The sequence below is a fragment of the Burkholderia sp. Bp9140 genome (assembly GCF_003853425.1).
In the GTDB taxonomy this organism is placed as follows: Bacteria; Pseudomonadota; Gammaproteobacteria; order Burkholderiales; family Burkholderiaceae; genus Burkholderia.
Genome location: NZ_QTPQ01000019.1, coordinates 1 through 25654 on the forward strand (window position 1 = coordinate 1; position 25654 = coordinate 25654).

Consider the following 25654-nt stretch of genomic DNA (forward strand, 5'->3'; position numbering starts at 1 on the left):
GTTCGGAGAGCGATTTATGCAGGCGCGCGGATAACGTGCCGTTCAACCGCCTCGCCCACAAAAACGCGGACAGGTTCGTGACCACGTAATCGCGCGTGGTTTCTTACTTCCATCAGAGCGCGATAACCTGCCCGAAGTGCCGGCGTGTTCGGCATGCAACAACGCAAAATCCCGCATTGAGCACCACTTGCTCACCGTTTTGCCATTCGGTGCACGTCACGCCGCTGCTTCGCGGACATTGAACGAACTGGTACCACCGCGACTCGCAAAAAATGCTCGTCTTCGTCGCACGTTGTTTGATGAATGGAATCGGCAATGGCGAGGCGACTATGCCCCTCGGTGGTTCCCTGAAATGAAGCTCTCGCTTGACTGCGAGTTGGTAACTAGGCTGTGCGAATACATGATGGTCGGTCTCGCGTGGCATCACTGGAAAGCTGAGCTGACGCCGCCCAAGAACCTTCGGGCCTCATTTTTTCACCCATCCATTGTTCCGACGCTCGAAACGCTGTTCCTGAATCCGCAATGGGGAGCGCGCATCGACAAAAACGTTGGCGGTGGCGCCCTCACCTATCTCGCCGTCCAAGATCCGAACGCACCCGAGCGAAGTTTCTGGCGATTTTCGATCTACGGAATCGTCATGGGCGATGTGCCCGGTCAGCCAGGTGTACGAGCCGATGCTATCTATGGTCTCTCGAATCCACCAAACTAATATGCACGGACGATCGACTTACTTCTTGCCGTGCCGGAAATGTGACCGATGCCGATCCGTCGTCGGATCGTCGCGCATCTCAAGCTCCAGGTCAGTCACGAACCCGTCGTTACCGATCCGATGCGTAGCCTTCTTCACCAGCCATGCCGTTTCGTCGATTTCCCGTTTGAAGCCGCTCACCGTGACGGGCGTTTCCGGAAACAAGTCAGCCTGGCCGCGTGCCAGCGAGTAATCGAGCGTCGCCTGGCTACGCTGCGTGCGCCTGAATTCTGCCTGCGCAGCGGCTCGCGCTTCAGCTTCGGTCGCGTAGTCCTCTGGCAGCACCTTTACGTTATGGTTGTTTTCGCCGCCGACGATGACTGATTTCCGCTTCGCCTTTCCGTTCGAATGGTAGTGCGCGCGCACGGCTGAGTAGTTTTCGCGCTCGGACACGTGATATCGGTGCATGTCGCCGTCTGCGCGCGCCAGGTTCAGCACCTTCAGCGCCTTCCCGCTCGCGGTCTTGCCGGTGCCGATCGGCATGAACAGCAGCCGCTTGTCCTTCACGTTCATGACGGCATCGTAGCGCTTCGCGAGCCGCGTCAAGAACGACATATCGCTTTCGTGTGTCTGGTCGATGTGCGCAATCTGAATCTTCGCGAGCTTGTCGCCGACCGCCGGCGTCAGCGAATAACGCTTCGCGATGGTCTGCACGATTGTTCCGATCGTTTGCTTGTGCCAGCTCTTTTCACGACGTTCCTGCATGCCGTTCGTCATCGCGGCCGACCGCGCGCGCACCGTGATCGTGTCCGGCGCCCCACTGTGTTCGACCTCGTTCACGACGAACGTGCCTTTGTCAACGAGCGGATCGCCGGCCCATCCGATCGACACCTTGATTTCGTCCCCGCGCTTCGGGATCGCCAGGTCGTTCCGTGAATCGTCGAGTACCAGGTCGATCGTGTCGGCTTCGTCGGATCGCGCTTCGGACAGCGTCAGCGATTCGAGCCGCGGCAGGAATCGGCGTGAAATGTTCTTTCCGCCGAGCGTAATCCGGTAGTCCGGTTTCGGCTCGATGCGATCCGATCGACGCCGCTCGTCGGTTGCGTATTCACTTCGCGTCGTCATTGCCCGCCTCGTCGTCCGTGTTCGCGTCCGGATCCTGGGCGACGCGCAGCGCATCGTCGTCGACGCGCTCCAGCGTCAGCGAGAAGTCGATTTTCTTCGGCACGCCTTCCGGCGTGTGGTAGATCTGCGTTTCGTCCAGGCCCGTGATAACGAACACTCCATAAACGACTCCCGTTCCGTCGACCAGGACGTAGCCGTCGCCGGTATCGGCCATATCGGCGAGTCGCTTAATCGACGCGATCGAGCCGATCGATTCAGGGGCGACCATGCCGTGCAGCGTGATCGTGTCGTCACCCTGCCCCGTGTACTGGCGCGAGTCGCGTACACCGATTCGGGATTTCTTCGGGTGCTTCCACTGTCGGCGACGTTGCAGTTCGTGATACGGGGCCGTCGTCAGGTTGAATGCGAATTGGTCGAGCGACAGTAGCGATGTCAGCATCGGCATATCTCCGTGATGTCAGTCCGACAGGCGTGAGCCGGTACGCGCGCGCTTCGCTCGCTCGCGGCGATCAAGTTCGGCCGCGACCGCTCGTGCAATCGCCTGCGGCTCCATGCCTGGCTGTGCGTGAATGTGGATCGTGATGGCCGCCGGCGCCATGTTGACCGCAGCTGCGCCCACGGGCGCGGCCGGCGCGAGCGTCAGCGGCGGTCGACGGTCGATCGCTACCGGTTGCCGTACGACGGCTGCGGCCGCCGCTTCGCCGAGCTGCGACGCCGGCGCGGAGCCGCTCGTCGTCGGCAACGTCAGTGCCGGCATGCTGAATGCAGGCGTGCCGAACGCTGTAACGGCGGCCGTGGCGACACCGAGCGCCGCGCGCGCGACTCGATGCTGCTCGCCATCAATCCCGATAGCCGCGCCCTGCCCGACGAATCCGCCGAGTTCGGCGAACACCCGGCTAGGGCTGTGAATGCCGAGCTTCTGTTTGAACCAGGAAATCGCACTTTCGCCGACGTTGTTCAGCGCCTGACGCATCGCCGACATGCCTCCCGTGAACCCGGCAATCATGCCCTGGATAATCTGACCGCCAATCGTCGTGAAGCGCCCGACCAGGCCGGACATGAAGCCGGTTATCTCGTCCCAATGCCGGACGACAACGCCGAGCAACGTCCAGTTCACGAAGAAATCGGCGATGCCACGGCCGGCCGCCGTGGCGGTGCTCGCGATCCAGTTCCACGTCGCGCCCGCTGCCGCCTTGATCGTGTCCCAATGGCGCACGATGACGCCGACGAGCGTCCAGTTCATGAAGAAGTCCACGACCGAGCTGGCCGCCGAAACGATGCGGGCCTTGATGAGTTCCCACACGGCAAGCGTGATCGCCTTCAGGTCGTCCCAATGGGCGACGATGAAGCCCAGGGGCGTCCAGTTCATCAGGTATTGCGTGATCCATCCGACAACGCTGCTGAACACGCTTTTCACGCCGCTCCAGACGCCCGCGAAAAACGCCGTGATCGGCGTCCAATACCGATATATCAGGTAAGCGGCGCCGGCGATGACGGCAACGGCCGCCGTGATCGCGAGGCCGATTGGCGTCATCAACATAGCGCGCCCTGCGAACATCGCGGCGGTTCCGAACATACGCAACGCTGCGCCGCCGATAGCGAGCGCACGCGCAAGTATGCCGCCTTGCATGCCGAGCGTGGTCATGCTGAAGCGAACAATCGCGAGCGGCCCGAGAACACCGGCGAGCGCGATCGCAACCGTTCCCATGACGACCAGGAGCGCAGCGAGCGCTGCGACGACGGACAGCACGACCTTTGCGCCGGCACTGTGGTTCTTGATCAGGGTGATGATGGACGAAAGCAGCTCGCGCGTCTTGTCCAGGCCGGCGTTGTACATGGGAGTGATACGTTCGCCGATTTCGCGCTTGACTTCACGTATCTTCGCGAGCGCGTCGAGTTCCTTCCCTTGCGTCTGCTCGGCGCCCAGGCGCGCAGCGTCGTCAATGCCGTACGCGTTGGTGTTCAGCCGTTCATTCTTGTGAATCTGGTCCCGCTGCATGTACATGGTCGAGAACAGGTTAGCTGCCGTCCGGTTCGTGAAGATCGTTGAAATCGTGTCCTTCACCTTGTCCGGGTCGGTGATGCCCTTCTTCGCCATCTGCGGCAGCAACACCTTTTCGAGCCATTCGAGCGGCGATGCCTTGAACAGATCGCCGCCGAGCAATGCGCCGGGTTTGATCCGCTTTATCATCCCGATCTTGTTGTACTCAACGTTTTTCTTGTTGAGCAACCCGAGATTCATCATCTCCTGTGCCGCGCGCACCGTGGTTTTGCCCTGATAGACGTTGCTGTACGCCGACATCAAGCCGGTGCCGACGCCGTGGCCGCCCATTTCCTGAATCAGCGGTTCCATCTGGTAATAGAACGCGTCCTGGCGCATCTGCTTTGCAGCGACGCCACCGGTCTGGATGAAGTTGCGCCACTCATCGCCGCCGACGCGGCCGCCGGTCGCGGACAGCACCTTCTGCACCATGTTGGCTTCGTTCTTGAACGTGGCTTCGTCTTTCGTGCCGCCGCGCAGCTCGATGACCTTCAGCATGTTCATGAATTTCTCTTCGTTCGCGTGCGCGTCCTCCGCGCCGAACAAGGCTTCGTTCGCAAACTTCATCTTCGCGAGCGTCGGCATCACCATCTGCGCGTGATGCTCATCGGCGAAAATCGACAGCGCGTCACGGATCAACGTCATGTTGTCCGACGTGCTCACACCCATCTGTTTCATGGCGCGCGCGTACTTCTCCGCGTCGCGCGTTGCCACGTCGCCCAGGCCGAGCGCGGTAATACGCGCGCGCTCGTTCGTCATCTTCTTCGCCTCGTCGAGCGTTTCGCGCATATCAGTCAGCGCGTGCATGCCGGTCGATCGCGCGGCATATCCGCCGATCGCCATGCCGCCGGCGACGCCCTGCACGGCCTGCATCTTGCCGCGCGCGGTCGCCAAGCGTTTCTCACGCTCGGACATGGCTTCCAGCTGGCGAGTCTGCGCCTGCATCGCCGCCGTCGTCGTCGTGATGTTCGAGCGCAGCTCGCGCTCATGCTGCGATAGATTGCGCGTATCGATGCCGGCCCGCGCGAGCCGCTGGCGCAGCGCGTCGACGGATTCGGTCTGTTTCTTCTGTTCTGCCCGCAGGCGTGAGGCCGCCTGGCGCACTCGTGCCAGGTCGGCCACCATCTGCTGCGACGGCGGCCCGAACGTGTGCAGCGAGCCGGCCAGCGCCTTCACCTTCGCCTGGGCCGCGCCGAGCTTGGTCGCCGTTTCGGCCAGGCCCGAACGCATGTCGCGAAATGATGCGACTTCCTTCTGCTTCTTCCCGAGTTCGGCCAGCTCGCCGCGCGTGCGCTTCAGCGACTCGGCCAAGCCCTTGTTGCTGTTCAGGACGTTCCGAATTGGCTTCGTCCAGTTGTCGATCATGTCGAACATGACCCGCAATTTAAGAGCGTTATCCATCGTCGCTTCCGCTTCGTATCCGGGCGCGCTCGCGCCACTCCATCAGTTCGGCTAGTTCAAACTCGTACATCGTCGTCGGCGTCCAGCCGGTGAACACCGTCGCGATATCTGCCATCGCGTCCTCTACGCGGTCAGGGATTCCATGTTCGCTTTCACGGCCTTCGGCATCAAAAAACCGATGAAGATGCCTCCCAGGGCGACCAGGTCCGCGGGGTCCATCATCGTCACCTGCCATTCGGTGAGCGTCGGCGTACTGACGCGCGGCAACACCTTGCGCAACGAGTCCACGTCGAGGTTGACCAGGGCCGACAGCGACGTGCCGCGCAGCGCCCCGGAATTCGGCTTGTGCAGCGTGACACGCGTAATCACGTTGTCACCGTTCTCGAGCGGCGTATCGAGCGTGTGCGTGTTCGGATCGTCGTGGATCGCCGGCGCCGCTTCGGCGGCCGCGACGGCCAGCGCCGTCGACGGCTTCGCCGGCGCGGCCGCGTCGTTTTTCTCGATGATGGTTGCCTGCAGAACTGCTTCGTCGGTTTTCGTCGTTTTCATGTGCTTTCCTTGGATGATGATTTCGATTGCCCGCGCGTGTCGCGCAAGCACGTTGTTACAGGCCGATCGCGGCGCGCAGATCGGCGATCAAGTCGTCGCCGTTGACGCGTTGAATCATGTTGATGAAGTCGAGTTCGATCAGCACGCGTCCGTTCATCGAGAGCTTGTAGTAGCTGGCGTTCGTCGTGACCTTGAATTCGGTGTCCTCCTTCGCCTTCGCGCGGCCCATGTCGATTTCCTCATGTCGACCACGCACAACGACTTCGATCGAGTCGAAGCGCTTGCTGTCCTCGCGCTGATAGCCGCCGGCGAAGCGCAGCTGCACGCCGTCGTGCTTCAAGATGCCGTACTGCGAAACGACTTCCTCCATGAAGCCACCGCACGTCCATTCGAGCTGCAGCTCATCGTTGCCGAAATCGACCTTGATCGGGCCGCCCATGCCCCCGCCTTGCCAGGCTTCCATCTTTCGCTTGAGCTTCGGCAGGTTCACTTCGGCGACCTGGCCGACGAAGTTCGTCCCGTTGTGGAACAGGTTGAACCCCTTCAGTTTCCGCGGCATACCCATATGTCATTTCTCCTGTTATGCCGCCACGCGCGCAGCGAAGTCGGCGAGATATCGGTCGGTGATTCGCTGACGCAGAATCAGGTTTTCCAGCGGCGGCACCGGCGTAAAGTCGTAGTCGACGTATGCCTGGCCGTCCGACAGCGATTCCTTCGTGTTCGGCTCCGCGTCGAACCACGATTCACCGCCGATCAGGTAGCCGTTCGACACCGTTTCGCGGAACCACGCGTTGTTGCTTTCGACCACGTCGCGCGCAAGCGACGGGTTCAGCGGACCGTCGATGTTCGGCATTTCGGCTTCCGCCAGCGAATCGGCGACGACCTGCGCCGAGCGCGTGTAGTTTTCGAACGCGAACCGAGGATCGTCCGAGCACGTACGCGAACCCCAGAAGCGATAGCCGTTCCGATTGACGAGCGTCGTCACTTCCTGCTCGTTCAGGTAGCCCGCATCCGTAGCCGGGTCTTGCAGGTCCCACGACACGTCCGCACTGATACCCGTGACGCCATTGACGACGATGTTCGACAGCGTCTTGTGCCAGCCGATATCGTTGTCGATCTTCGCGCGCAGGCCGGCGGCGATCGCCGGCGCCGGAATCACGACCGTTTCGTTTGCGTCGTCGTCCCAACCGAGCCAGTCCGGCCAGATGACCATGATTTCGCGCTGTCCGAACTGCTTCCGGTACGCGGTCGCCTCTTCCTTCGTCTTGCAGCCATACGCGGACACGTAGGCCATGCCGCGCATGGATTGCGCGACGATGCCGAGCTGGGCGGCCGCCGGCTGCGTGTCGAGGCCAGGCGCGACGAGAATCCGCGGTTTCACGCCGAATTTCGCCTGCGCCGTCATGAGTGCCTTCGCACCGGTGTACTTGCCTTCCGGCGTGACCTTGCCGACAACGTTCGACGTGGTTTCCGCTTCGTCCTTCCCCTGCGGGACTCGAACCACGACAGTGACCGGGTTCGTCTGCTTGCCGATCGCGTCCAGCGTGCGCTTCAGCGTGCCCTTCGTCCCTGCCTTGCCGACGGCCGATCGAACGTTCGTCAGCAGCACGGGCGTGTTCAGCGGAAACGCGGTTGCGTCGGCATCCTCTGCGGTGCAGACGATGCCGAGGACGGCCGTCGAGATCGTGCGAATCGGCCGGCCGCCGTCGTTGAGTTCGTAGGCGCGTACGCCGTGGTGATAGGTGCCTGCCATATCTGTTCCTGGTCTATGTGAAATGGAAATTCCGTAACGCGGCGGCGTTACAGCGTGTCGCCGGCGTCGGGCTCCTGCGCCGCGTCGTCGGTAGTGTTGCTTTCGTCGTCCGCCGGCTCGTTCTTCGGCGGTTCATCCGGCCACACAACGTCGTTCGGAAACTTGTCGCCGTCGATCGCCTGCGTAAGCCGTCGCTCGTACTCCGTCCAGGCTTCGTAGATACGCGTTTCGTCAACGGAGAGCATCCCGCCCTTGTAGGCGTCGGCCATGCCATCCGTGATTTCCTTCGCCTTCGCCATGCGGGCTGCGTAGTCCGTCATGACCGGGCCGCACGCCACTTCGAACGATGCCGGCTCTTGCGGCCATGCCACGGTCTGCGGGAACCCCTTTGCGTTGATCGCGCGCACCATGTCGAGCTGGTACGCCGACCAGGCGCGGAAGTAGTAGCGTTCTTCGCGGGACAGCTGGCCCGCCGCGTATGCGTCAGCCTTGCCCTGGTTCATGTCGCGAGCATGGTCCATCCGGCGATTGAATTCGGCCATCGCTTCGTCGTAGATCCGCTTCGCCACAACGGCTTCATCGACCACCCACGCGTTGCCGTTCCATACGTGTTCCGGCGACGGACGCGGCGACTCCGTCAGCTCCGCGTCGTCGGGCACGATGCCCGCCGCGAAGATTTCGGACGGCATCCCGTCCGACTTCCGATAGAGCTTCACGCCGCGGAAATCCGGCAGCAGCGCCCAGGCGTCGCCGCGACGAAACGGCCATTTCCGGCGTGGGCACGTCGGCAGCGGATCGGGCGTGCTGAATGCCGGCACGATCCAGCGATCGGGGTTTTGCGGATCGGGGTCGGGAAGAATGCTGCTCAGGTATTGCCCCGTCTCGCGGTCGTATTGGTGTAGGAGATTACCGTTCATTTCAGAATGCTCGAATAGAAGGTTGAAGCGCGATGTTTCGCGGCCGCGCTTCGTTTCCGCCGTCAGCCGCGACCGAAATCGCGTGCGAATGGTTGCCCGCACCGCCGATGCCAACGTTGTGACCGTGTGTGCCGTCGCCAGCGATCGAAATGCCCGTGCCTGCGCCTTCCGTACCGTGCATGTCCTGGCGGTCGAAGTTGTACGGTCCCCATCCCTGACCGTACGATGTCGCCACAACGCCAACGCGGCCCATCCTGACGGGGTGTGCGTGTCCCGGATCGTGGACGCCATGCGCGTGAAATCCCTGCGCGTCCGTCCAAGCACCGTGCGTGTGATCGCCCACTGCCGCCGCCGACGCGCCATGCGCGTGACTGCGGTTCTGGCTGTCTTGCCAGCTCCCAATCAGACGTTGGCCGTCGACACCGCGGCCGTCGTCCCAACAGCGAATGAATTCGCCGCGAAGGTCGGGCAGGCGGAATGTCGTGCTGCCATCGGCGGTCGAGAAGCAACCGTTGCGGCCCTTGTGCCAATCCGCTTCGGCGACAATCGCCCCGCTCGCCTGTGCATAAGCCCACAGCAGCGGGTAGTCGGTGCGCTTCAACTCGGCGCCGTTCAGCTTCAGGTAGCCGGCACGTGCCGCGGTTCGCGCCTCCCAGACAATCTGTCCGATTTGCGAATTCAGGATGGCCGTCGACACCCAGGCTGACGTGACGAGCTTGTTCGAGCTGTCGCCGGCCGGCGGTGCGCTCGCCGCGACCAGGCCACCGACGTTGACGAGCACCGACGTATCGTCTTGTGCGCCGCCAACCAGCACGCGGCCGCCCTGCGGCATCAGCTTCATCGTGCCGAGGTTGTAGCCCGTCGAGCGGCTGACGCTGACTGCGGTTTGTGTGGCGGTATAGTCGTCGTTTGTCGAGCGAACGGCGAACGAACCATCGCTGTACGTCAGCATTTCCCAGGTTTTCTGGTCGACCGGCGCACCGTCGCGCTTCAGCAGAACCGACGTTGGCCCCGTGCCGCCGCCGTTCGACGCAACGAGTGCGCCAGCCGAGCCGATGCCCTTGATCGAGCCACGCACCGCGAACGCAGACGAGCCGTCATCAGGTGCGCCGGCGACCTGTACGCGGCCACCGGCCGGGACGAGCGCTAGCGAGCGAATCGCGTTGCTCTTGTCCTCGCGCGTCGCCGTCAGGAACGGGATACCCTGGGTCCACTCGTCGTCGACCGCGCGCATGTTGAGCTGGCGCTCGTTCGACTGCACGTCCCACATCTTCATGTTCACGTCGGCCGTCGCGCATTTCAGGACAACGCCGCCGCCCGCGTTGGCGCCCAGGATGACGCCAGAACCGTACGACTTCGCCTGGCTCGCCCCGCCCGCGAAGTACCCGATTCCTGACACTTCCAGATTGCCGGCGACACGCACGTATCCGCCGAACGAGGTGCCGGCGCCCGATCCGTCGATACGGACGGCGCCCGTGTCGAGCGACCAGGCGAGCGGGCGGTAGTCGTTGTAGGTCCCGTACGCGTCTCCCTTCTTCGTCGACAGGAACCAGGCGCTCTTGTTGTCGTTCCGGATCATGACGCCGTAATCCGCGCCGACCGCGCGAAACTGCGCGCCGCTACCGTTCGCGTCGTACCCTGCGCTTCGCACGCCACCGCTGGAATAGATCGAGCCGCGCGACTGGATCATGTCCTGGCCGTTGTCGTCCGTGTTGCCATACAACACGCGGCCGTCAGCGGTGATACGCATGCGCAGAATCGACGCCACCGCCCCATTCGGAACTGTGTGGAAATCCAGCCGTGCCGCGTGAGAAGTCGACGTGAAACCGGACGCCGCTGACGCGACGATAGCGGCCCCCATCAGCGTCCGTTCTCCGTCCGACCCACAGAAATAGACGGACCCGAGAGCGTCGTCGGCCTTCACTGCCGCCTGCGCGCCGATCGACGAGCCGCGAGACTTCCCGAGGTTGATCGCGGGACCGACCGTGTCGGCACTGAAGCGGGCGTTGTTGATCGATGCATCGCCGCCGGTACCTGCGTTCTGGATGCCAGCGCTGTCCGACGAGCCGACCTGAATCGCGTTCGTGAGGCCACGCCAAATCGGGCCGGCGAAGCGTGACGAACCACCAACATGGAGCAACGCCGGCCCACTTGCAGCCGTGCCAGCACCCAACAAGAACTGGCCGTCTTTGTTCAGCACGGCCCGCGTTTGCCCGAGCACTTGCAACCAAATCGCGACGACGCCGCGTGTCGGCTCGGCGTTGTTCCCGTCGGTCGTCGCGCCGATAACGAGCGGCTTCGCGTTGTCGAGCGCGGAGTACGATTCGATGACGTTTTCGTTCCTGGTCGACGCGCTCGGCGATGCCGCGATCTTGATCGCTTGGGGATACGCCGCAGCCCGGTAGATCGCCAGGGCGAACCCTTCCGGTGTCTCAGGCATGACCTGCATCGCAGCATTGCCGTCGTCGGTCTGGTTCTTGCCGAACAGAATGCGGCCATCCTTCGTCAGTACCCCATGCACCGCGTTGCCAGCTGCGAGCTGGAGCTGGCCGGCGGCGCCGCTCGATCCGACGCGAACGTCGCCATCCGCGCTCATGTAGAACCGATCGTTGTCCGCATAGGCGCGGCCAGCCTTCACGCCCGTTCCGAACAGCGTTTTCCCGGTCGTGCGCGAATCGCCGAACGTCTGCAGGACGCTGGAACCATCGTCCGAAATTTCGCCGGTGCCCTTCGAAATCTTTACCGGCCCCGTGAAGCGGCCGCCAATGAACGGCACATAGCGCGTCGCGGCGCCCTTCGGCGTGATGGCGCGCGTGTCGTCCGCGCCGGCGTCGACTTCAGCTTGCGTCGCCAGTTCCACGACGCCTTTCTGCTCAGTTGTCGCCGGCGGATTGAGGAACGTAGTCGGCCCGAACTCGAGCTTCGTCACATCGATCGACTTGAAAACCATATCGGCGGCCAGCAGCAACATTGCCGCCGGCGCCTTCTCGAGAATCGGGGTGTCCTGGACGTACACGCCCAGGAGCACGCTGTTATCCAGATACAGGCCGAACGCATAGAGTTTGTACTGCGCGTTCGTGTCGTCCTGGATCAGGACGTGCATCGTGTCGCTCGCGACGTTCGATGCGCCGAACGTCGTCGTGCGCTTCAGCTCGTTCGGCAGTACCTTCATGTCGGGTTTGAACACGAACGACGCCGTGCCCAGGCCAATCTGCGTGATCTTCCGCGCGGCGGTGCCCGTATTACCCGGCGCGACCAGGGCGGCACGGCCGGCGTCCGTCAGCTGAATTACGTTTCCTGCCATGTTCAATCCGTGAGGGAGAGGCGGCGATAGAGCGCCGCACGCGCGCCGGCCGCGACGCCGATCGTTCCGATCGAGGCGTAGCCCTGCGTCAATGTGTAGTGGGCGGTCCCGCGCTTCGCCCGATCCACTTCGGCGATGATGTCGGCGACGTACTGCGCCGTTACTGGCACGCCGTCGCGCGAGCCGACCGTCAGAATGATTTCGAACGTGCCCGGCTCGCCCTGCGGCGTCGTCTCGAACCATTCGCGCATGACGACGTTTGCACCGAACGACGCGCAGACTTCGCGCACCGCGTCCGCCGTTCCCTTCTTGCGAGCGATGCTGATAGCCGATTTCACGCGAGCGCGCTTCACGGCTTCGGGCCATTCATCGCGCCAGGTGTCGACGCCGAAATGCCAGGCAAGCCAGGGCAGAAAGCGCAGCGGAATCGCGTCGGCATCCATCAGCACATCGAGCGTCACCGGGATATCGCTGATTGCGGCATTCGTCGTTGCCAAACGCCGTTCGAGCGGCGTCGCGTTCGGCGGCAAAAGGTTATTCATCGGCCACCCCGCCGTCGATCAGCTCGATACCAGTGCAATAGGACGCCTGGTTGATGCCGATCGGCACACCGTTTGCGGGCGTATCGAGCAACACCTTTTGCACGCCTGCGACACGCATCGCGGCATACAGACCGTCCACGGTGACTTCCATTCCCGTTCGGTGCATTGCATCGGCGAATGCCTGCGTCCTCTTCGTCGCTTCGGCGAGCGCAACCGCGCGATCCGGACCAGCGAAGAATCGCAGGGTCGCGCGAATCGTGTAACGGACAATGTCCGCGCTCTGCACGATGACCTGGTCCGTTTGCGGCCGCTTACCTTCGAGCGCTTTGCGGACAACCTTCAGCAGCTCATCGGACGCCTTGCCGTCGCCTTCGCGCGACAGAATCGTTACGACCATGACGCACGGTTTCGGGCTATAAGCCGACGCTGATAACACGCGACCGTCAGCGGCGCGCGCGTGAAACACGTACGCGTCGTCAGGTCCGGCGACAGAGAAGCCGCGGGGCGCGAGCTGGATGCGTTCGCGCAAGCTGTCGTTGTCCTCGTAGACAGGATCGGTTTCGTTTTCCGGATCGCCAGGCGAAACCAACAAGCGTTCAACGTCGAAGTACGCGCCGAGGTGTTCGAGCGTCGTCCCGGTGGCATATGCCAGCAGCAGGCCGCGTGCTTTGTCGTTGACAAGCGCGCGCAGCACCATTTCACGATATGCGTTCTCTTGGAGGGAACGCGTCAACGGCTCGGATTCGAGCGCGAGCGTTGCCGCCACTTCGGCTTGCTGTTCCTTCGGGTAGAGCGAAATGAGGCGCGCTTTGCGTTGCGCGTACAGCGTTTCGAAGTCGATAACGTCGACGATATCGGGCGCCGGCAGTTGCGACAGGTCGATCGGAGTCGTTCTCATCGCGCGACCCCATTCGATGCTGGTACGCGAACCGTTACCGGCTCGTCGCGTTCATCGGTCCAGCCTTCGACGTCGATGTACTGGCGCCCCGCATACGCGTTCTCAGCATCGACGACGAGCTGAACGCGCGCCACCGTAATGCGCGGTTCCCATCGAATCAACGCAGTGGCAACGGCGGCGTACAGGCGCACGCGCGTTTCGCCGTTCGTCGGCGCGTCGATCAGGTCGGGAACTTCGGAACCGAATTCGCGGCGCTGAATGCAGCTCGCGAGCGGCGTCCCGATGATTCGGCCGACAGATTGCGCCAGGTGTTCGAGGCCGGAGATTGCGCGACCCGTGACGGCGTTCATTCCCTTCACGATGCCCCCGCGATCGGTCCGGACGTGCGGCCATACTCGCCGCGCGCATCGTGCGGGTGTTCCGTGAGGCTGACGTTCTTCGACTTCACATCGGTGTCGGCCGTCACAACGCCCGTGAATCGAGCGCTGCCCTGAATCGTCATCACTGCGCCGGCACCGCCCTGGCCGCTGCCGTCCGAACCGGTCATGCCCGACTGGAACGTGAACGGCCCTTTAACGAGCAATGCGCCCGTGACGGTCGTGTTTTTCGCGTCGATCGTGACGGCCTTCGCCTTGACGGTTGCGACATCCGTTTCGACAATGACGCTTACCGGCGCGACGATGCGAACCGTTGCGCCGGCCGGCAACACAGCATTGAGCGCGTGCGCCGCGAAGTCGTACGAAACGCGCGCGCCATCTTTGTACGTGCGGGTGTGAGCGTTCGGACTCTGGTCCGGTGCGCCGAACGCATCGGAAAAGAAGCCGCGCAGCGCGACGCCCTGGGCAAGATCACCCATCGGGCCGAGCACCATCACCTGTTCGCCCTTCGACGGCGGCAACCATTCGCGTGTGTCGCCGGCCGCCGGCGTCAGCCAGGGCATCCAGTTCGTCTGCAGGCCATTCTCGTCCGATTCACCGATCGAGACACGGCACAACGCGTTCGCGAAATCGATATCGAAGATCGATCCCTTGCGGACGGCGTTGCGCATCTGGCGGTTAATTTCGTTCGAATCCATATCGGCAATGTTGCCGATCGCCCGCGCGCGAAGCGAGCAACGGCCAATGTCGTGCTCGCGGGTACAGGGCGCTCGTCGCGCTCGCGAGCGATCGTGCGCCGACAATCGCCGTCACATGCTCAACGACGCACCTGGTGCGCGTCGCGCGTGCCCTTTCCACGCTGTCTTAGAACCATGACGATTCAGATTTCCGAAGCCGCGCCCGCGGCCGACATTTCCCCGATGCTCAACCAGCTTCATCGCGTCGACGCGCTCGCTCTGGCGCGCACGCTGCCCGATCAGTCCGTCGACCTGGTGTTCACCGATCCGCCGTATGCATCCGGCGGGTTGCACCTATCGGCACGCACGCGCGCCCCGAGCCAGAAGTACATCAACACCGACACGAAAGCCGTCTATTCCGATTTCGAAGGGGACAACATGGACCAGCGCGCCTGGGCGTTCTGGTGCCACGCCTGGCTTACCGAGTGCCGGCGCGCGATGAAGCCGGGCGCCCTGCTCGTCTGCTTTATCGACTGGCGCCAGCTCGCGACGCTCACGGACGTTGTGCAGGCGGCCGGCCTGACTCTGCGCGGCATCGCGGTATGGGACAAAACGCCTGGTCGGACGCGGCCGCGGCGCGGCGGATTCGCACAACAGGCGGAATTCATCGTGTGGGCAAGCCGCGGCCCGATGAACGACAGCAGCGTGTACCTACCGGGCGTGTTCCCGACCCGCCTGACGCTGCCGAAACAGCACGTCACGGAGAAGCCGATCGAGCTGGCGCGCGACGTGGTGCGCCTGGTGCCGGAAGGCGGTGTGGTATGCGACCTGTTCGCCGGCTCCGGGACGTTCCTGGTTGCCGCGCGCGACGCCGGCCTGAAGTGGATCGGATGCGAAACGAGTCCGGCGTACTTCGACGTGGCGTCGCGACGCCTGGCGTCGACCGAGGCCGACTATCGGTCAATCGGTCAGGTGGCGTAACAGACGGTCACGCACCAGGTCGCGGTCGTGCTTCGCGAACCCGAGAACCATCCGAACCGGGTATTTCGCCATCGGTCCGCCCGGTTCGACCGGTGCCGTCCTGCCTTCCTGGTGAACGCGAACGATGCCTGCCAGGCGGCCGTCGAAGCCGACCGCCAGGCCGGCCGGGTTCGCTTCGATGCGCAGATAGCGCGCAGTGCGCAGCTTGCGGAACATCGCCGCACGCTTCACCCGCCCTTTCTTGTCGCGCAGCCGCTTTCCGCCCGCTTTCGCCTTCCGCGGCTCGAATTGGGAACCGTCCGGGTTTTGCTGCGCGACGATGCGAGACTGCTGCGCGCGGCGCAGCTCACCCGCAATGTCGCGCGCGACGCGCATGCGCTGCGCCGGCGACAGCTTCGCGAGCAAGCCGCTCGCCCATTTCTCAAGTGCGGTCAGCTCCGCCATTACATTCCCACATCCATGCGTTCGAATCCGACAGCGCGCGATCAGCCGAATCGTCGACATGCTCGATCGTGCGGCCGCCGTCCCCGTCCGTGACCACAACGTTTTCGGTCAGTTGCACCTTGATCGACAGATCTACTGCCTGGTTGTCGAGCACGTCGGCAACGAACGAAATACCGTGGTGCCGCTCGTCCGGGTTCGCGACCAGGTCGGGTTGATTGGCTCGCACCCATTCCACCACCGCGACGAACACGACGTCAGCATCGCCCGTGAATTTCTCGATGATGATTTCGCCCTCGTACCGATATTCGAACGACGGCGAGCGCGTACCGGTCGCGACGATCCGCCCGTGATTGATAAACACGGTCAGTTGGTCCGGCGCATGGGACAGCGCCGGCACCGCCTCCGTGAGCGCGACGCGCAGACTGTTGATCTTATTCATGCGTCGCGCTCGTGCCGCGGTTCTTTTCCTGGCATGTCACGATCATGTCGACGACGGCCGCGCACCGCGCCCAGGCCGCACGCACGACTTCGAGTGCGTCGCTCATTTCCTCGTTAGTTCGGGGTTCGGTCGCCTCCATCGTGCAGCGGTTCGCCGCCGCGCATTCGTTGACCGTAATCGTCGGCGCCGGTGGCGGCCGGACGGGCGTGCAGGCGGCGAACGTCGTCAGGCAAAGGAGTAGCAGCCCATTCGCGGACAGCAGGGTTTTCATCGATCAGGCTCCGTAGTTCCTTCCTGTAGGCAGCGAGTGCCGCGTCGACGGCCTGCCGGGTCTTTTCGAGCTGCGCGCGCTGCTCGTCCTTCTCGTTCGCGTCGCGCAGTAGCCTGTCGATTACGTCGTCGCGCTGGCTCAGGCTCTGTTTCGCCTGGGCGGCCGCCGCGCTCGCCTGGTGCAGTTCGAGCCGCAGCGCGCGCACGTACTGCCAGCCGCCAAACGCAACACCAGCAGCGGCCACGACAACGACCACGCGCGCACCGACTGCGGTCATGCGGCGGCCTTTTCGTCGACAGCGAAACGCGCGTATGCCTGGGCCAGCTTCGCGTCGTACAGGTTGCGGGCGTAATCCGGGCCGTTGTAGCCCTTCGCGAATGCGGCCCACTTTCGCCCTTTCAACGCGGCCAGCAGACCCGCATCGGCCGCGACGAAGCGCACGAACGCGTCGAGCTGCGCGCCTTCGCTCGTCTCCATCGCCGCGACGAAGGCGTCGACGCTCGAGTAGCCCAGGCGTTCCCAATGAAAGCCCATAACCTGAAACGCGCCCCAACTAGCCGATTCGTACGCGGCCGCCGCGTCGAGGCGCGCGGCCATGTCCAGGCGCACATATTCGGCGGCGCCGCCCTGGTATCCGCCCGCCAGCTTGTTCACGACGTTCGGATACAGCAGCGAGTAATGCACCGCGTCGCCAGGCCCGGCGTGTTCGACCAGGCGGCGATACATGACGTGGCGTTCGAACAGAATCACCGGCCGGTCGTCCGACAGGAAACCTGAGCCGCGCGATTCGACGGCACACACAGCGCGAACACACGCGGTCGGGACGCCCAAGGTGTCTGCTCCACGCGCAATGTCCGCATCGGTCATGTGCTTGGGGTCGCGCATGCCAGTCGCGAGAAATGCGTAGGTGTTCTTGCCCGCGACGCCGTCGACGACCAGGCCGGCCGCCCGCTGCAGTGCAATCACCGCCCGCTCTGTCTGTTCGTCGAAAACGTGCGTCACGTCGACGGGATAGCCTGCTCGCGTGAGTCGTTGCTGCAGCAGACCGACTTCCGCGCCGCGGGTGTCCAATCGTAGGGTGTTCATGCGTCATTACTCCGCAGTAGGCGCGCGACGTTGCCGCGCGCAAGGTGTACGAATAGCGCCAGCAGCACGTCGCGCAGCGCCTGAAACGCGCCGACCGGCTCCGGGTGCAGTAGCAGCTCGATCGCCGAGCCGCCGGAAATCGCGACGATCAGCCAGGCCGTCCACGCGATATGGAAACGGTGCCGCGCCCCGTTCTTGCGGTACGTCAGCACACGCAGAATCACGGCGACCTGTGCCGCGAGCGCGATCAAGGCGTAGGACAGGTGCATGTCACTTCCCCTTACGGAGCAAATCGAAAACGTCCATCCCTTTCACCCGCTCGATCAGCGTCAGCGTGACCGTGATGACGAGCGCCGCAGCGAAGAACGCAGCGACGCCGGTCGAGCGGATCGGAACCGCATTGATGATCTCCGGCGCGGCCAGGTAGCCCATGACCAGGGAAATCAGCATGTAGGCGGCCCGCTGCGCGATTCCCAGGTCTTTCGACGTGACGACGACGAGCGCGGCGCCAGCAAACGCGCCGATCAGTGCGTCGCCGTCGATGCCAGGCGCAACGCCGGCCAGGCCGACCGCGGCCAGCAGAGCGGCAGCGGTCGAGGTGTTCGGTTCAGCCATACGGGCGGCTCCAGGTCAGTCAAACAGTTGCAGTAGCGGCTTCGTCTGCGCGATCGCGTCCAGGTCGGGCATGTCGACGAGCGTTCCCATCGGCAGCGCGACGCCCAGGGCGGCCAGGCCCGGATTCACTTCGAGCACGGCTTCAACGGTGCCGGCCGTCGTGCCGTAGTGGCGCCAGCACATTGCGTCGAGGGATTCACCTTGCAGTGCCGCAACCTTCATCAAATCAGTTCCACAGTCGAATTTGGGACGCCGAGGATTGCGCTTACTGCCCATCGGGCGTTGCGCCTGGCTTCTTCGACGGTACAGGCCAGGTCGGCGGCATCCTGGCCGCCCGATTTCGTTGAGTCGTAGCCGCGGAATTTCTCCGTCACGTCGGCGTACGCGCGGTGATACACCGCACGCAGGTAGTGATGCACGATGGCACTTTGACCGTCGACGCGTGCGGCGGGCACGTCGTCGAGTGCAGCATGACCGGCCGCGACCTGGCGCGTGCGCCACGCGGACAGCTCGCTGTTCACGCTCAGGACGGCATCACGGGTCGCATGCCGCATCCGTTCTGCTGTCACCGTGCCGTCGAGGCGCATCGCATCGCGCAGGCCGGTGAGATTCACGTCGGGATACCAGCCGTCATTGGTCACGACGCCGTCGACCGGCGACGCGGCGGGCGTCGGCGACGCAGTTGCAACAAAGCTGCTCATGATCGGGAAAGGATTAGGTGGCGGTGGACCGACGCACAAGGTCCATGTCCGTCAGGCGTAGGACCAGGGGCGTCGGTGCCGCCATGCCGGGTTGGGCTCTTTACGTGCCGCCGGTGCCATCGCCCTGACGGCCCGAGGCTTCGACCAGCTTCGTCAGCCGGTCAATGTCCTTTTTCACGCCTACGCGCTCGTTGTACTTCAGCGCTCGCCGCAGGTAATCGAGCGCGCGCACTGGCTCGGCCGCCTGCACGGCATAGCCGAGCGCGCGGTACAGCTTCGCGCGAATCTGGTCGTGCATGTCGCCCTGCTCAGTCCGCTCGGCGATCGTTTCGAGGCTCGCGACTTCGAACGTGCCGTCCTCCATGAACGATTGCAGCGCCGCGTCGGCGAACTGCTCGGCGACGACTGAAGCGAGCGAGCGGTCGAACTGGTCGGGCATGACCAGGCCATGTTCCAGTGCATAGGTTGCGATCGCGAGCGCGCCATCGTAGTCGCCGGCGTCGATCCGCCACACCATGATCGTCACCAGCACGTCATCCTGGGCACCGCGCCCACCTGTCAAGACGCCGGCCACATAGTCGGCGTACTCCGGCAGCAACTTCCGTTTCAGCTCGATTTTTCTGGTCACCGACTGCACGCCCTTCAGCGCGCGCCGGTCGATTGCGAGTTTGCGCAGCATCAGCTCGTACGGCGTCGCGCCGGCCATCGTTTCACCAGGTGCGGCCGCGGCCGCCGCACGTGCGGCGCTCACGCGCTCGAAATGCATTCGGGCCGGCGTCTTGATCGTCATGCCGCCACCAGCTCGATATTTTCGGCCACGCAACCGCAACCGAAATCTTCGACCACGTACGCGTCGTTCGACGATTCGTAGTTCTCGATGCGATCGCGCTCCGGAACGTCCTTCAGCGTGCGCCGGCGGGCGCCTTCCTGGTAGTAGATCGACAGGTTGTCGAGCTTCGTCACCATCAGCGTGCCCTTCGGAACGAACGGCACGCGTACCGCAGGCAGATTGCCGATGCGCTTCTGGCTCACGATCAGGTCGGCCGCGAGGCGTTCGCTCGGCGCCTGGTCGGCGTTCACGATTGGGAAATACTTGTCATGCAGCAGATCGCGGCCGCAGATCACAACCAGGCCCGTATCTTCCTGGAACCAGGCGTCGATCATGGACGACACGATATCCATCACCAGGGCGTCGATGTTCGCGTAGTCGCCGCCCTTGCCGACCATCACCTTGCCAGCTTGCTTGCCTTCGTGAAGCACGCGCTGCGCTGCATGAGCGCGATACTGTTGCAGCCAGCCGATGTTCACGTCCTGCAGCAACGGGTTTGCGTCGCGATCGGTTTCCGGCGCAACCTTCGCGCCGTTCCAGCCGATCATGATTCGATCGAGCGCGTTCTGCGTCAGGATCAGGTCGCGAATGCGCGTCTGGAAATCGGGAAACTTCGCCCAGGCGTCGAGTTTCGCGTACGAAATCGCCGTGTCGGAGTCGGTCTTTTCGCAACGATAGCCGGTGCTTTCGAGCGCAGTCGGATCGATCGGCTTGCGCGGCCCCTTCGTCGTATCGGTACGGCTCGCGATCGGGCGGCCGACGCTCAAGCCGACCTTGTCGCCTTCGCGCTCCGTCACGGGCAGCACGTTGATCTTCTTCAGGAACGCGCTCGATTCCTGCATCTTCGATTCGAGCTTTTGCTGCACGGTCGGATCGACTGCGAACTTAGTCGACGGGTCGGACGTGTCGTTGAGCTTCGCGATTTGCGCGGCGTATCGCTCGAACGCCAGGCGCGTGAGTTTCTGCATGTGGTTGTTCTCCGTTAATCAGATTGACGGTCAGCAGTCCGTGACCGTTTCGCCGCTGCCGCCGGTCGACTTCGGACGGAACGTATTGCTGTTGTCGGTAGCTGCGAGAGTCGCAGTCAGCTTTTCGACGGCGGACAGCGCTTCGGCAGCACTCTTTTCGGCAGCCGTCGCGCGTTGCTCGGCGTTCGCGAGCGCGGTACGCAGCTCGCCCGTCTGCTCGCTCGCGAACTTCGCCACTTCTTCGACGGCACTTTGAATTTCCAGCAGGCGCTTCTCGTCGCCGGTGCGACTGTTCGCGAACATGCTTTTGACGTGCGCAAGCAGACTGCGGCCCGCGAATTCCTGCACGCCTTCGAATTCGATAGTGGTTTCGAGCGCGTCGGAAAAGACATTGCTGGAGCGCAGCGCGGCGAACTTGAGCTTGTCCGTGCCGAGGCTTGCCGGGTTGTCGGTCGCCGCGATGCCGATCAGATACGCTTCTCCGCTGTCCGCGAACGAATGGTTGATTTCGATCGACGAATAGATTTTCTGGCGCTTGTCCGTCGTCAGTTTCACCATTTCGTCGGTCGGGTCGATTTGCGCGAAAAGCGCCATCTTTCCTTTCAGCGGCCCGTCTTCGATTTCGCGCGCTTCGCAGGCGAGCACATCGCCATACGAACCGAACGGCGTGTTTGCCGACAGCGGCGTGACGCCGCGAATGTGTTCCACGTTGATCCGCGCGCCATACAGCGCCGGGTCGTAGTTCTTCGCCATCTGCGTGAGCCATTCACGCTTGATCTCGCGACCGTCAGTGGTCGCGCCTTCCACCGCTACGCGGAAGAATTTCGATTTCGTTTTGCCAGCCATAGAGAGGTTTCGAACCGTGGTTGATTGAGCGTGGTTCTCATATTCGGCGTTCAGCGTCGCGCGCTCAACGAGCGGTGTTCGTTGCGCTCGCGGGTACAGCGTGCTCGGCGTGATCGCGCGCGCGCGTCGCCCTACCCTTGCCGGATGCTCGAAACCACCGACCAATCCAAACGCGAAAAGGACGTTCGAACGATCGCGCGCTCGCTCTATTGGCAGGGCTGGCGCGTGTCATCGATCGCGCGTCATCTCGAACTGAAGTACGCCACCGTCGCGTCATGGTGTCGGCGCGAGCAATGGAAAGAGGCGACCGCCCAGGAGCGCGTCGCGGCGACAGCCGAAGCGCGCATGGTCGTGCTCATCGAGAAGGAAAAGAAGGACGGCGGCGACTACAAGGAAATGGACGCGCTGGGCCGCGTGCTCGAACGCCTGGCGCGCGTGCGCAACTATGAAGGCAGCGGCAAGGAAAGCGACCTGAATCCCAAGGTTGCCGGCCGTGGCGCAGGCCCGAAGCGTAAGCCCGTCCGCAACGAAATCACCGAGGAACAGCACAAACGCATCGTTGAGGCGTTCCGCGATTCGCTGTTCGACTACCAGAAGGTCTGGTATCGAAACGGCGACCAGCGCACGCGGAACATTCTGAAGTCGCGGCAGATCGGCGCAACCTGGTATTTCGCACGCGAAGCGTTAGTCGACGCGCTCGATACCGGCCGAAATCAGATTTTCCTGTCGGCCAGTAAGGCCCAGGCGCACGTGTTCAAACAGTACATCACGCAGTTCGCGCGTGACGCTGCCGACGTTGAGCTGACCGGCGATCCGATTGCTATCCCGAACGGCGCGATCCTCTACTTCCTGGGGACGAACGCACGCACGGCGCAGTCGTACCACGGGAACTTCTATTTCGATGAGTATTTCTGGGTACCGAAGTTCCGCGAGCTGAACAAGGTCGCATCCGGTATGGCAATGCACAAGCGCTGGCGCAAGACGTACTTCAGCACGCCGTCCAGCGTGATGCATGAGGCGTTCGCGTTCTGGAGCGGTGCGCACGCGAACCGTGGCCGCGCGGCCGGCGATCGCGTTCAGATCGATACAAGCCACGAAGCGCTCGTACGCGGCATGTTGTGCAAGGACGCACAGTGGCGCCAGATCGTGACGATCTTGGACGCGATGGCGGGCGGCTGCGACTTGTTCGACATCGACGAGCTGCGCCGCGAGTACAGCGCCGAGGAATTCGCCAATCTGCTTATGTGCGCGTTCATCGACGATTCTCTGTCGGTGTTCAAGCTGACCGAGCTGCAGAACTGCATGGTCGATTCCTGGGAAGAATGGGCCGACGACTTTTCGCCGTTGCTGCTGCGCCCGTTCGGCCATCGCGAGGTGTGGGTCGGCTATGACCCTGCACTAACGGGCGACTCGGCCGGTCTGGCCGTTATCGCACCGCCGCGCGTCGAAGGAGGCCGGTTCCGCGTGCTCGAACGCCACCAGTTCCGCGGCAACGACTTCGAAGCCCAGGCCGAAGCGATTCGCCAGGTCACGCTGCGCTACAACGTCGGGCATATCGGCATCGACACAACCGGCATGGGCCAGGGCGTCTACCAGCTCGTCCGGAAGTTCTACCCTGGCGCGACCGCAATCAACTACACGCCCGAGGTTAAAACCCGCCTGGTGCTCAAAGGCCAGTCGGTGATTCGCAACGGACGCTTTCAGTTCGACGCCGGATGGACAGACCTGGCGGCCGCCTTCATGGCGATCAAACAGACTATTACGGCCGGCGGCCATCGCGCGACGTACACGGCCGACCGCTCCGAGGAAACCGGCCACGCCGACCTGGCGTGGGCGTGCCTGCATGCGATCGACCGCGAACCGCTCGACGGCGGCGGCCTGAATTCTCAATCCTTCATGGAGATTTATTCGTGAGCAAGCGCACGCGCGGCCGCCACACGGCCGCCGCATCATCCAATCTCGCGCCGGTCGCGCCAGCGCCGGCACGTGCCGAAGTGTTCACCTTCGATGACCCGATTCCGGTGATGGATCGGGCCGAAATTCTCGACTACGTTGAATGTTGGTCGAATGGTCAGTGGTTCGAACCGCCGGTGAGCTTCCACGGGATTGCGAAGTCATTTCGAGCGAGCACGCACCACAGTTCCGCGCTGTACTTCAAGGCAAACGTGTTGGCATCGACGTTCCGGCCGCACCCGTTGCTTTCACGCGCGAAATTCGGACGCCTGGCGCTCGATTTCATGGTGTTCGGTAACGGTTACCTGGAACGGCGCCGCAATCGGCTCGGCGGCACACTGAGCCTGGAAAACACGCTTGCGAAGTACACCCGCCGGAAGGCCGACTTCAGCGGCTACGTGTACGCGAACGGCTGGCGGATCGAACATGAATTCGAGCCGAACAGCGTCTTTCATGTGATGCAGTCGGATATCAATCAAGAGGTGTACGGCCTGCCGGAATATCTCAGCTCGCTTCATTCGGCCTGGCTCAACGAATCGTCGACGCTGTTCCGCCGGAAGTATTACGAGAATGGAAGCCATGCCGGCTTCATCCTGTACATGACGGACGCGGCGCAGACTCAGACCGACGTGGACAACATGCGCGCAGCGTTGAAGAACAGCAAGGGGCCGGGCAACTTCCGAAACGTGTTCATGTATGCGCCGGGCGGCAAGAAGGACGGCATCCAGCTTATCCCCGTTTCCGAGGTTGCCGCGAAGGATGAATTTTTCAATATCAAGAACGTGACGCGCGACGACTTGCTCGCCGCGCATCGCGTGCCGCCGCAGCTGCTCGGCATCGTGCCGAGCAATTCGGGCGGGTTTGGCACGCCCGACACCGCTGCGCGCGTGTTCGGGCGAAATGAAATTGTGCCGCTGCAGTCGCGCTTCCTGGAGCTGAACGACTGGCTCGGCGAAGAAGTCGTGAGCTTCGATCCATACGCCATTCCGCCGGCGTCGTCGGCGGCATAAACGTCGTCGGGGCCGGCGCGACATTCGCGGCCGGCCCTGGCGCCGTTACGCGTGTGCCGCAGCGCGTGCGCGCGGGCGCGCGCGCGTGGGTGTCGGCGCAGGCACCGGCGCCGCTTCGGCCGCCTGCACGGCCGGGGCAACGGTCAGGTGCAATCCCAATGCGCCGACAACCTTCATGATCGTTGCAAACTCCGCGTTCCCACCTTCCGACAGCGCACGGTAGAGCGCTTCGCGCTTTACGCCGGACTCGCGCGCCAGGGCGGACATGCCGCGTGCTTTCGCGACGTTCCCGAGCGCGGCCTGGATCAGGCGCGGATCGCCATCTTCGAACGCTTGCGCCAGGTAGTGACGAATCGTTTCCTCGTCCTTCAGGTACTTCGAGCCGTCGAATTCGGCCAGTTCGCTGATTTTCATACTCAATCCTCCAGTTCACCGGCGATTTGCTTCGCCGTCTTGATGTCTTTCTTTTGCGTCGACTTGTCCCCGCCGCACAACACCACGACGATGATTTTTCCTCGCCTCACGAAGTAGGCTCGGTATCCCGGCCCTACGTCGATCTTCATTTCGTTGACGCCGTCACCGACTGCGCGCCACTGGCCGAGGTTGCCGAGCTTCGCCCGCTCGATGCGCAGGCTGATTGCCGCGCTGCCGACTGGATCGCGAAGCCCGTCGAGCCAGTTATCAAATTGGGGGGTGGTCAGGACTTTGAACATGAATCAATTGTAACCTATGGGGGACACTATGACTACTGCTTTGTGCGGCTCGCCGGTTCGGCGCGCGCCGCAGCCGGACGCGGCGTGCGCCGGCCGAACCCGCGGCCGCTCGCGCATCATTCCCGCATGGTTTTTCACATTGTGCGCAGGGGCCGCTCAGACCGCCTACACGCCGTTGCCCCACTACTGGCCCGCCGAGGGTCGGACGCCATCTGCGAAGCCGCTGTAGGGCCTGACGGCGTGTCGATCAGACCTTCCTGGGGGTACGGCGGGGGGTATCGGCACACCGGCGGCGGCGCCGCCGCTGCGCAGTCCCCTCCCCGCCTGCCCGCTTCATTTGTCAGGGTACTTTCTATGCACCTGGCCGGAGGTCGGCGGCCGCCTACTGGCGCGGGCCGCCGGCGGTTTCATACTGCGGGATTTCTGTGCAATTGAATGCACACTCAATGCGCTGTGATGCAGCATCCACCGCCCGCGCGCGGTACGGAGGAATTGCTGCCGACACGTCGGGCGGCACCGGTGGCGG

At 63.4% G+C, this 25654-nt stretch carries 31 protein-coding genes; 4 read left to right on the forward strand and 27 right to left on the reverse strand.

Translation table 11 applies throughout. The features are described from left to right. Positions 1-352: 352 nt before the first annotated feature. Entirely contained in the window at positions 353-709 is a 357-nt protein-coding gene (locus DIE21_RS17035; RefSeq protein ID WP_124498798.1) for a hypothetical protein, read from the forward strand. 18 nt (positions 710-727) lie between these two features. Here the strand turns inward: DIE21_RS17035 and DIE21_RS17040 are convergent, their stop codons facing one another. From DIE21_RS17040 to DIE21_RS17100, 13 genes are read right to left on the reverse strand one after another with little or no spacing between them, the layout of a single operon-like run. Next, positions 728-1813 carry a phage late control D family protein gene (locus DIE21_RS17040; protein WP_124498799.1) on the reverse strand — a complete coding sequence of 362 codons (1086 nt, stop codon included), beginning with the start codon at positions 1811-1813 and terminating at the stop codon, positions 728-730. Continuing rightward, positions 1797-2252: a phage tail protein gene (locus DIE21_RS17045; RefSeq protein WP_124498800.1), complete on the reverse strand. Its 456-nt coding sequence runs from the start codon at positions 2250-2252 to the stop codon at positions 1797-1799. Before DIE21_RS17045 ends, DIE21_RS17040 begins: the two co-directional genes overlap by 17 nt. Positions 2253-2270: 18 nt before the next feature. Then, positions 2271-5255: a phage tail tape measure protein gene (locus DIE21_RS17050; RefSeq protein ID WP_124498801.1), complete on the reverse strand. Its 2985-nt coding sequence runs from the start codon at positions 5253-5255 to the stop codon at positions 2271-2273. Beyond that, a complete protein-coding gene (locus tag DIE21_RS17055; RefSeq protein WP_124498802.1) occupies positions 5248-5370 on the reverse strand; it encodes a GpE family phage tail protein in 123 nt (40 codons plus the stop codon). Before DIE21_RS17055 ends, DIE21_RS17050 begins: the two co-directional genes overlap by 8 nt. Positions 5371-5378: 8 nt before the next feature. Then, positions 5379-5804 carry a phage tail assembly protein gene (locus tag DIE21_RS17060; RefSeq protein WP_124498803.1) on the reverse strand — a complete coding sequence of 142 codons (426 nt, stop codon included), beginning with the start codon at positions 5802-5804 and terminating at the stop codon, positions 5379-5381. A 55-nt stretch (positions 5805-5859) separates the two neighbouring features. After that, positions 5860-6369, reverse strand: coding sequence for a phage major tail tube protein (locus DIE21_RS17065; protein ID WP_124498804.1), 510 nt, complete (start codon positions 6367-6369; stop codon positions 5860-5862). A gap of 15 nt (positions 6370-6384) precedes the next feature. After that, positions 6385-7557 carry a phage tail sheath protein gene (locus tag DIE21_RS17070; protein ID WP_124498805.1) on the reverse strand — a complete coding sequence of 391 codons (1173 nt, stop codon included), beginning with the start codon at positions 7555-7557 and terminating at the stop codon, positions 6385-6387. Positions 7558-7604: 47 nt separating this feature from the next. Continuing rightward, the gene (locus DIE21_RS17075; RefSeq protein ID WP_260432508.1) at positions 7605-8576 is read right to left on the reverse strand and encodes a tail fiber assembly protein; all 972 of its coding nucleotides are present in this window, start codon (positions 8574-8576) and stop codon (positions 7605-7607) included. Beyond that, entirely contained in the window at positions 8476-11778 is a 3303-nt protein-coding gene (locus tag DIE21_RS37820) for a phage tail protein (protein WP_260432509.1), read from the reverse strand. The genes DIE21_RS17075 and DIE21_RS37820 overlap by 101 nt, the downstream gene beginning before the upstream one ends. Before the next feature lie 2 nt (positions 11779-11780). Continuing rightward, entirely contained in the window at positions 11781-12320 is a 540-nt protein-coding gene (locus DIE21_RS17085) for a phage tail protein I (RefSeq protein ID WP_124498806.1), read from the reverse strand. Then, entirely contained in the window at positions 12313-13218 is a 906-nt protein-coding gene (locus DIE21_RS17090; RefSeq protein ID WP_124498807.1) for a baseplate J/gp47 family protein, read from the reverse strand. The genes DIE21_RS17085 and DIE21_RS17090 overlap by 8 nt, the downstream gene beginning before the upstream one ends. Continuing rightward, the gene (locus DIE21_RS17095; protein ID WP_124498808.1) at positions 13215-13577 is read right to left on the reverse strand and encodes a GPW/gp25 family protein; all 363 of its coding nucleotides are present in this window, start codon (positions 13575-13577) and stop codon (positions 13215-13217) included. The genes DIE21_RS17090 and DIE21_RS17095 overlap by 4 nt, the downstream gene beginning before the upstream one ends. Then, the gene (locus tag DIE21_RS17100) at positions 13574-14293 is read right to left on the reverse strand and encodes a phage baseplate assembly protein V (protein ID WP_124498920.1); all 720 of its coding nucleotides are present in this window, start codon (positions 14291-14293) and stop codon (positions 13574-13576) included. Before DIE21_RS17100 ends, DIE21_RS17095 begins: the two co-directional genes overlap by 4 nt. Before the next feature lie 174 nt (positions 14294-14467). Between DIE21_RS17100 and DIE21_RS17105 the strand changes: the two genes are divergently transcribed. After that, the gene (locus tag DIE21_RS17105; protein WP_124498921.1) at positions 14468-15253 is read left to right on the forward strand and encodes a site-specific DNA-methyltransferase; all 786 of its coding nucleotides are present in this window, start codon (positions 14468-14470) and stop codon (positions 15251-15253) included. On the opposite strand, the gene DIE21_RS17110 is transcribed toward DIE21_RS17105, so the two are convergent. The 12 genes from DIE21_RS17110 to DIE21_RS17165 all read right to left on the reverse strand — a co-directional run bounded on the left by DIE21_RS17110 (position 15233) and on the right by DIE21_RS17165 (position 21617). Further along, entirely contained in the window at positions 15233-15697 is a 465-nt protein-coding gene (locus tag DIE21_RS17110) for a phage virion morphogenesis protein (RefSeq protein ID WP_124498809.1), read from the reverse strand. The two genes, DIE21_RS17105 and DIE21_RS17110, sit on opposite strands and share 21 nt — an antisense overlap. Beyond that, positions 15675-16094 carry a phage tail protein gene (locus DIE21_RS17115; RefSeq protein WP_409364636.1) on the reverse strand — a complete coding sequence of 140 codons (420 nt, stop codon included), beginning with the start codon at positions 16092-16094 and terminating at the stop codon, positions 15675-15677. The genes DIE21_RS17110 and DIE21_RS17115 overlap by 23 nt, the downstream gene beginning before the upstream one ends. A 34-nt stretch (positions 16095-16128) precedes the next feature. After that, a complete protein-coding gene (gene lysC, locus DIE21_RS37545; protein WP_260432512.1) occupies positions 16129-16365 on the reverse strand; it encodes an Rz1-like lysis system protein LysC in 237 nt (78 codons plus the stop codon). Continuing rightward, on the reverse strand, positions 16250-16684 hold the full coding sequence (gene lysB / locus DIE21_RS37825) for an Rz-like lysis system protein LysB (protein WP_124498812.1): 435 nt from the start codon (positions 16682-16684) through the stop codon (positions 16250-16252). Before lysB ends, lysC begins: the two co-directional genes overlap by 116 nt. Further along, positions 16681-17493: an N-acetylmuramidase family protein gene (locus tag DIE21_RS17130; RefSeq protein WP_124498813.1), complete on the reverse strand. Its 813-nt coding sequence runs from the start codon at positions 17491-17493 to the stop codon at positions 16681-16683. The genes lysB and DIE21_RS17130 overlap by 4 nt, the downstream gene beginning before the upstream one ends. Continuing rightward, the gene (locus DIE21_RS17135; protein WP_124498814.1) at positions 17490-17762 is read right to left on the reverse strand and encodes a phage holin family protein; all 273 of its coding nucleotides are present in this window, start codon (positions 17760-17762) and stop codon (positions 17490-17492) included. Before DIE21_RS17135 ends, DIE21_RS17130 begins: the two co-directional genes overlap by 4 nt. Position 17763: 1 nt before the next feature. After that, positions 17764-18108 carry a putative holin gene (locus DIE21_RS17140; RefSeq protein WP_124498815.1) on the reverse strand — a complete coding sequence of 115 codons (345 nt, stop codon included), beginning with the start codon at positions 18106-18108 and terminating at the stop codon, positions 17764-17766. Between the two features lie 15 nt (positions 18109-18123). Next, positions 18124-18330, reverse strand: coding sequence for a tail protein X (locus DIE21_RS17145; protein WP_124498816.1), 207 nt, complete (start codon positions 18328-18330; stop codon positions 18124-18126). Beyond that, positions 18330-18809: a head completion/stabilization protein gene (locus DIE21_RS17150; RefSeq protein ID WP_124498817.1), complete on the reverse strand. Its 480-nt coding sequence runs from the start codon at positions 18807-18809 to the stop codon at positions 18330-18332. Before DIE21_RS17150 ends, DIE21_RS17145 begins: the two co-directional genes overlap by 1 nt. A gap of 100 nt (positions 18810-18909) precedes the next feature. After that, a complete protein-coding gene (locus DIE21_RS17155; protein ID WP_124498818.1) occupies positions 18910-19599 on the reverse strand; it encodes a terminase endonuclease subunit in 690 nt (229 codons plus the stop codon). Further along, positions 19596-20606: a phage major capsid protein, P2 family gene (locus DIE21_RS17160; RefSeq protein ID WP_124498819.1), complete on the reverse strand. Its 1011-nt coding sequence runs from the start codon at positions 20604-20606 to the stop codon at positions 19596-19598. The genes DIE21_RS17155 and DIE21_RS17160 overlap by 4 nt, the downstream gene beginning before the upstream one ends. Before the next feature lie 30 nt (positions 20607-20636). Further along, positions 20637-21617 (reverse strand): GPO family capsid scaffolding protein, encoded by a 981-nt coding sequence (locus DIE21_RS17165; protein ID WP_260432510.1) that lies wholly within the window; start codon positions 21615-21617, stop codon positions 20637-20639. On the opposite strand from DIE21_RS17165, the gene DIE21_RS17170 reads away from it, so the two are divergent. Continuing rightward, a complete protein-coding gene (locus DIE21_RS17170) occupies positions 21597-23366 on the forward strand; it encodes a terminase ATPase subunit family protein (RefSeq protein WP_124498820.1) in 1770 nt (589 codons plus the stop codon). The genes DIE21_RS17165 and DIE21_RS17170 overlap by 21 nt on opposite strands. After that, entirely contained in the window at positions 23363-24415 is a 1053-nt protein-coding gene (locus DIE21_RS17175) for a phage portal protein (protein ID WP_124498821.1), read from the forward strand. The genes DIE21_RS17170 and DIE21_RS17175 overlap by 4 nt, the downstream gene beginning before the upstream one ends. 45 nt (positions 24416-24460) lie before the next feature. On the opposite strand, the gene DIE21_RS17180 is transcribed toward DIE21_RS17175, so the two are convergent. Further along, positions 24461-24829: an addiction module antidote protein gene (locus tag DIE21_RS17180; protein WP_124498822.1), complete on the reverse strand. Its 369-nt coding sequence runs from the start codon at positions 24827-24829 to the stop codon at positions 24461-24463. A gap of 2 nt (positions 24830-24831) precedes the next feature. Continuing rightward, positions 24832-25128, reverse strand: coding sequence for a type II toxin-antitoxin system RelE/ParE family toxin (locus tag DIE21_RS17185; RefSeq protein ID WP_124498823.1), 297 nt, complete (start codon positions 25126-25128; stop codon positions 24832-24834). Positions 25129-25654 lie beyond the last annotated feature (526 nt).

Bases quoted from the DNA above. Each gene is read 5' to 3' on its own strand.
- DIE21_RS17035 (WP_124498798.1), top strand. From the start codon at position 353: ATGAAGCTCTCGCTTGACTGCGAGTTGGTAACTAGGCTGTGCGAATAC.
- DIE21_RS17040 (WP_124498799.1), bottom strand. From the start codon at position 1,813: ATGACGACGCGAAGTGAATACGCAACCGACGAGCGGCGTCGATCGGAT.
- DIE21_RS17045 (WP_124498800.1), bottom strand. From the start codon at position 2,252: ATGCTGACATCGCTACTGTCGCTCGACCAATTCGCATTCAACCTGACG.
- DIE21_RS17050 (WP_124498801.1), bottom strand. From the start codon at position 5,255: ATGGATAACGCTCTTAAATTGCGGGTCATGTTCGACATGATCGACAAC.
- DIE21_RS17055 (WP_124498802.1), bottom strand. From the start codon at position 5,370: ATGGCAGATATCGCGACGGTGTTCACCGGCTGGACGCCGACGACGATG.
- DIE21_RS17060 (WP_124498803.1), bottom strand. From the start codon at position 5,804: ATGAAAACGACGAAAACCGACGAAGCAGTTCTGCAGGCAACCATCATC.
- DIE21_RS17065 (WP_124498804.1), bottom strand. From the start codon at position 6,369: ATGGGTATGCCGCGGAAACTGAAGGGGTTCAACCTGTTCCACAACGGG.
- DIE21_RS17070 (WP_124498805.1), bottom strand. From the start codon at position 7,557: ATGGCAGGCACCTATCACCACGGCGTACGCGCCTACGAACTCAACGAC.
- DIE21_RS37820 (WP_260432509.1), bottom strand. From the start codon at position 11,778: ATGGCAGGAAACGTAATTCAGCTGACGGACGCCGGCCGTGCCGCCCTG.
- DIE21_RS17085 (WP_124498806.1), bottom strand. From the start codon at position 12,320: ATGAATAACCTTTTGCCGCCGAACGCGACGCCGCTCGAACGGCGTTTG.
- DIE21_RS17090 (WP_124498807.1), bottom strand. From the start codon at position 13,218: ATGAGAACGACTCCGATCGACCTGTCGCAACTGCCGGCGCCCGATATC.
- DIE21_RS17100 (WP_124498920.1), bottom strand. From the start codon at position 14,293: ATGGATTCGAACGAAATTAACCGCCAGATGCGCAACGCCGTCCGCAAG.
- DIE21_RS17105 (WP_124498921.1), top strand. From the start codon at position 14,468: ATGACGATTCAGATTTCCGAAGCCGCGCCCGCGGCCGACATTTCCCCG.
- DIE21_RS17110 (WP_124498809.1), bottom strand. From the start codon at position 15,697: ATGGCGGAGCTGACCGCACTTGAGAAATGGGCGAGCGGCTTGCTCGCG.
- lysB (WP_124498812.1), bottom strand. From the start codon at position 16,684: ATGACCGCAGTCGGTGCGCGCGTGGTCGTTGTCGTGGCCGCTGCTGGT.
- DIE21_RS17130 (WP_124498813.1), bottom strand. From the start codon at position 17,493: ATGAACACCCTACGATTGGACACCCGCGGCGCGGAAGTCGGTCTGCTG.
- DIE21_RS17135 (WP_124498814.1), bottom strand. From the start codon at position 17,762: ATGCACCTGTCCTACGCCTTGATCGCGCTCGCGGCACAGGTCGCCGTG.
- DIE21_RS17140 (WP_124498815.1), bottom strand. From the start codon at position 18,108: ATGGCTGAACCGAACACCTCGACCGCTGCCGCTCTGCTGGCCGCGGTC.
- DIE21_RS17145 (WP_124498816.1), bottom strand. From the start codon at position 18,330: ATGAAGGTTGCGGCACTGCAAGGTGAATCCCTCGACGCAATGTGCTGG.
- DIE21_RS17150 (WP_124498817.1), bottom strand. From the start codon at position 18,809: ATGAGCAGCTTTGTTGCAACTGCGTCGCCGACGCCCGCCGCGTCGCCG.
- DIE21_RS17155 (WP_124498818.1), bottom strand. From the start codon at position 19,599: ATGACGATCAAGACGCCGGCCCGAATGCATTTCGAGCGCGTGAGCGCC.
- DIE21_RS17160 (WP_124498819.1), bottom strand. From the start codon at position 20,606: ATGCAGAAACTCACGCGCCTGGCGTTCGAGCGATACGCCGCGCAAATC.
- DIE21_RS17170 (WP_124498820.1), top strand. From the start codon at position 21,597: ATGCTCGAAACCACCGACCAATCCAAACGCGAAAAGGACGTTCGAACG.
- DIE21_RS17180 (WP_124498822.1), bottom strand. From the start codon at position 24,829: ATGAAAATCAGCGAACTGGCCGAATTCGACGGCTCGAAGTACCTGAAG.
- DIE21_RS17185 (WP_124498823.1), bottom strand. From the start codon at position 25,128: ATGTTCAAAGTCCTGACCACCCCCCAATTTGATAACTGGCTCGACGGG.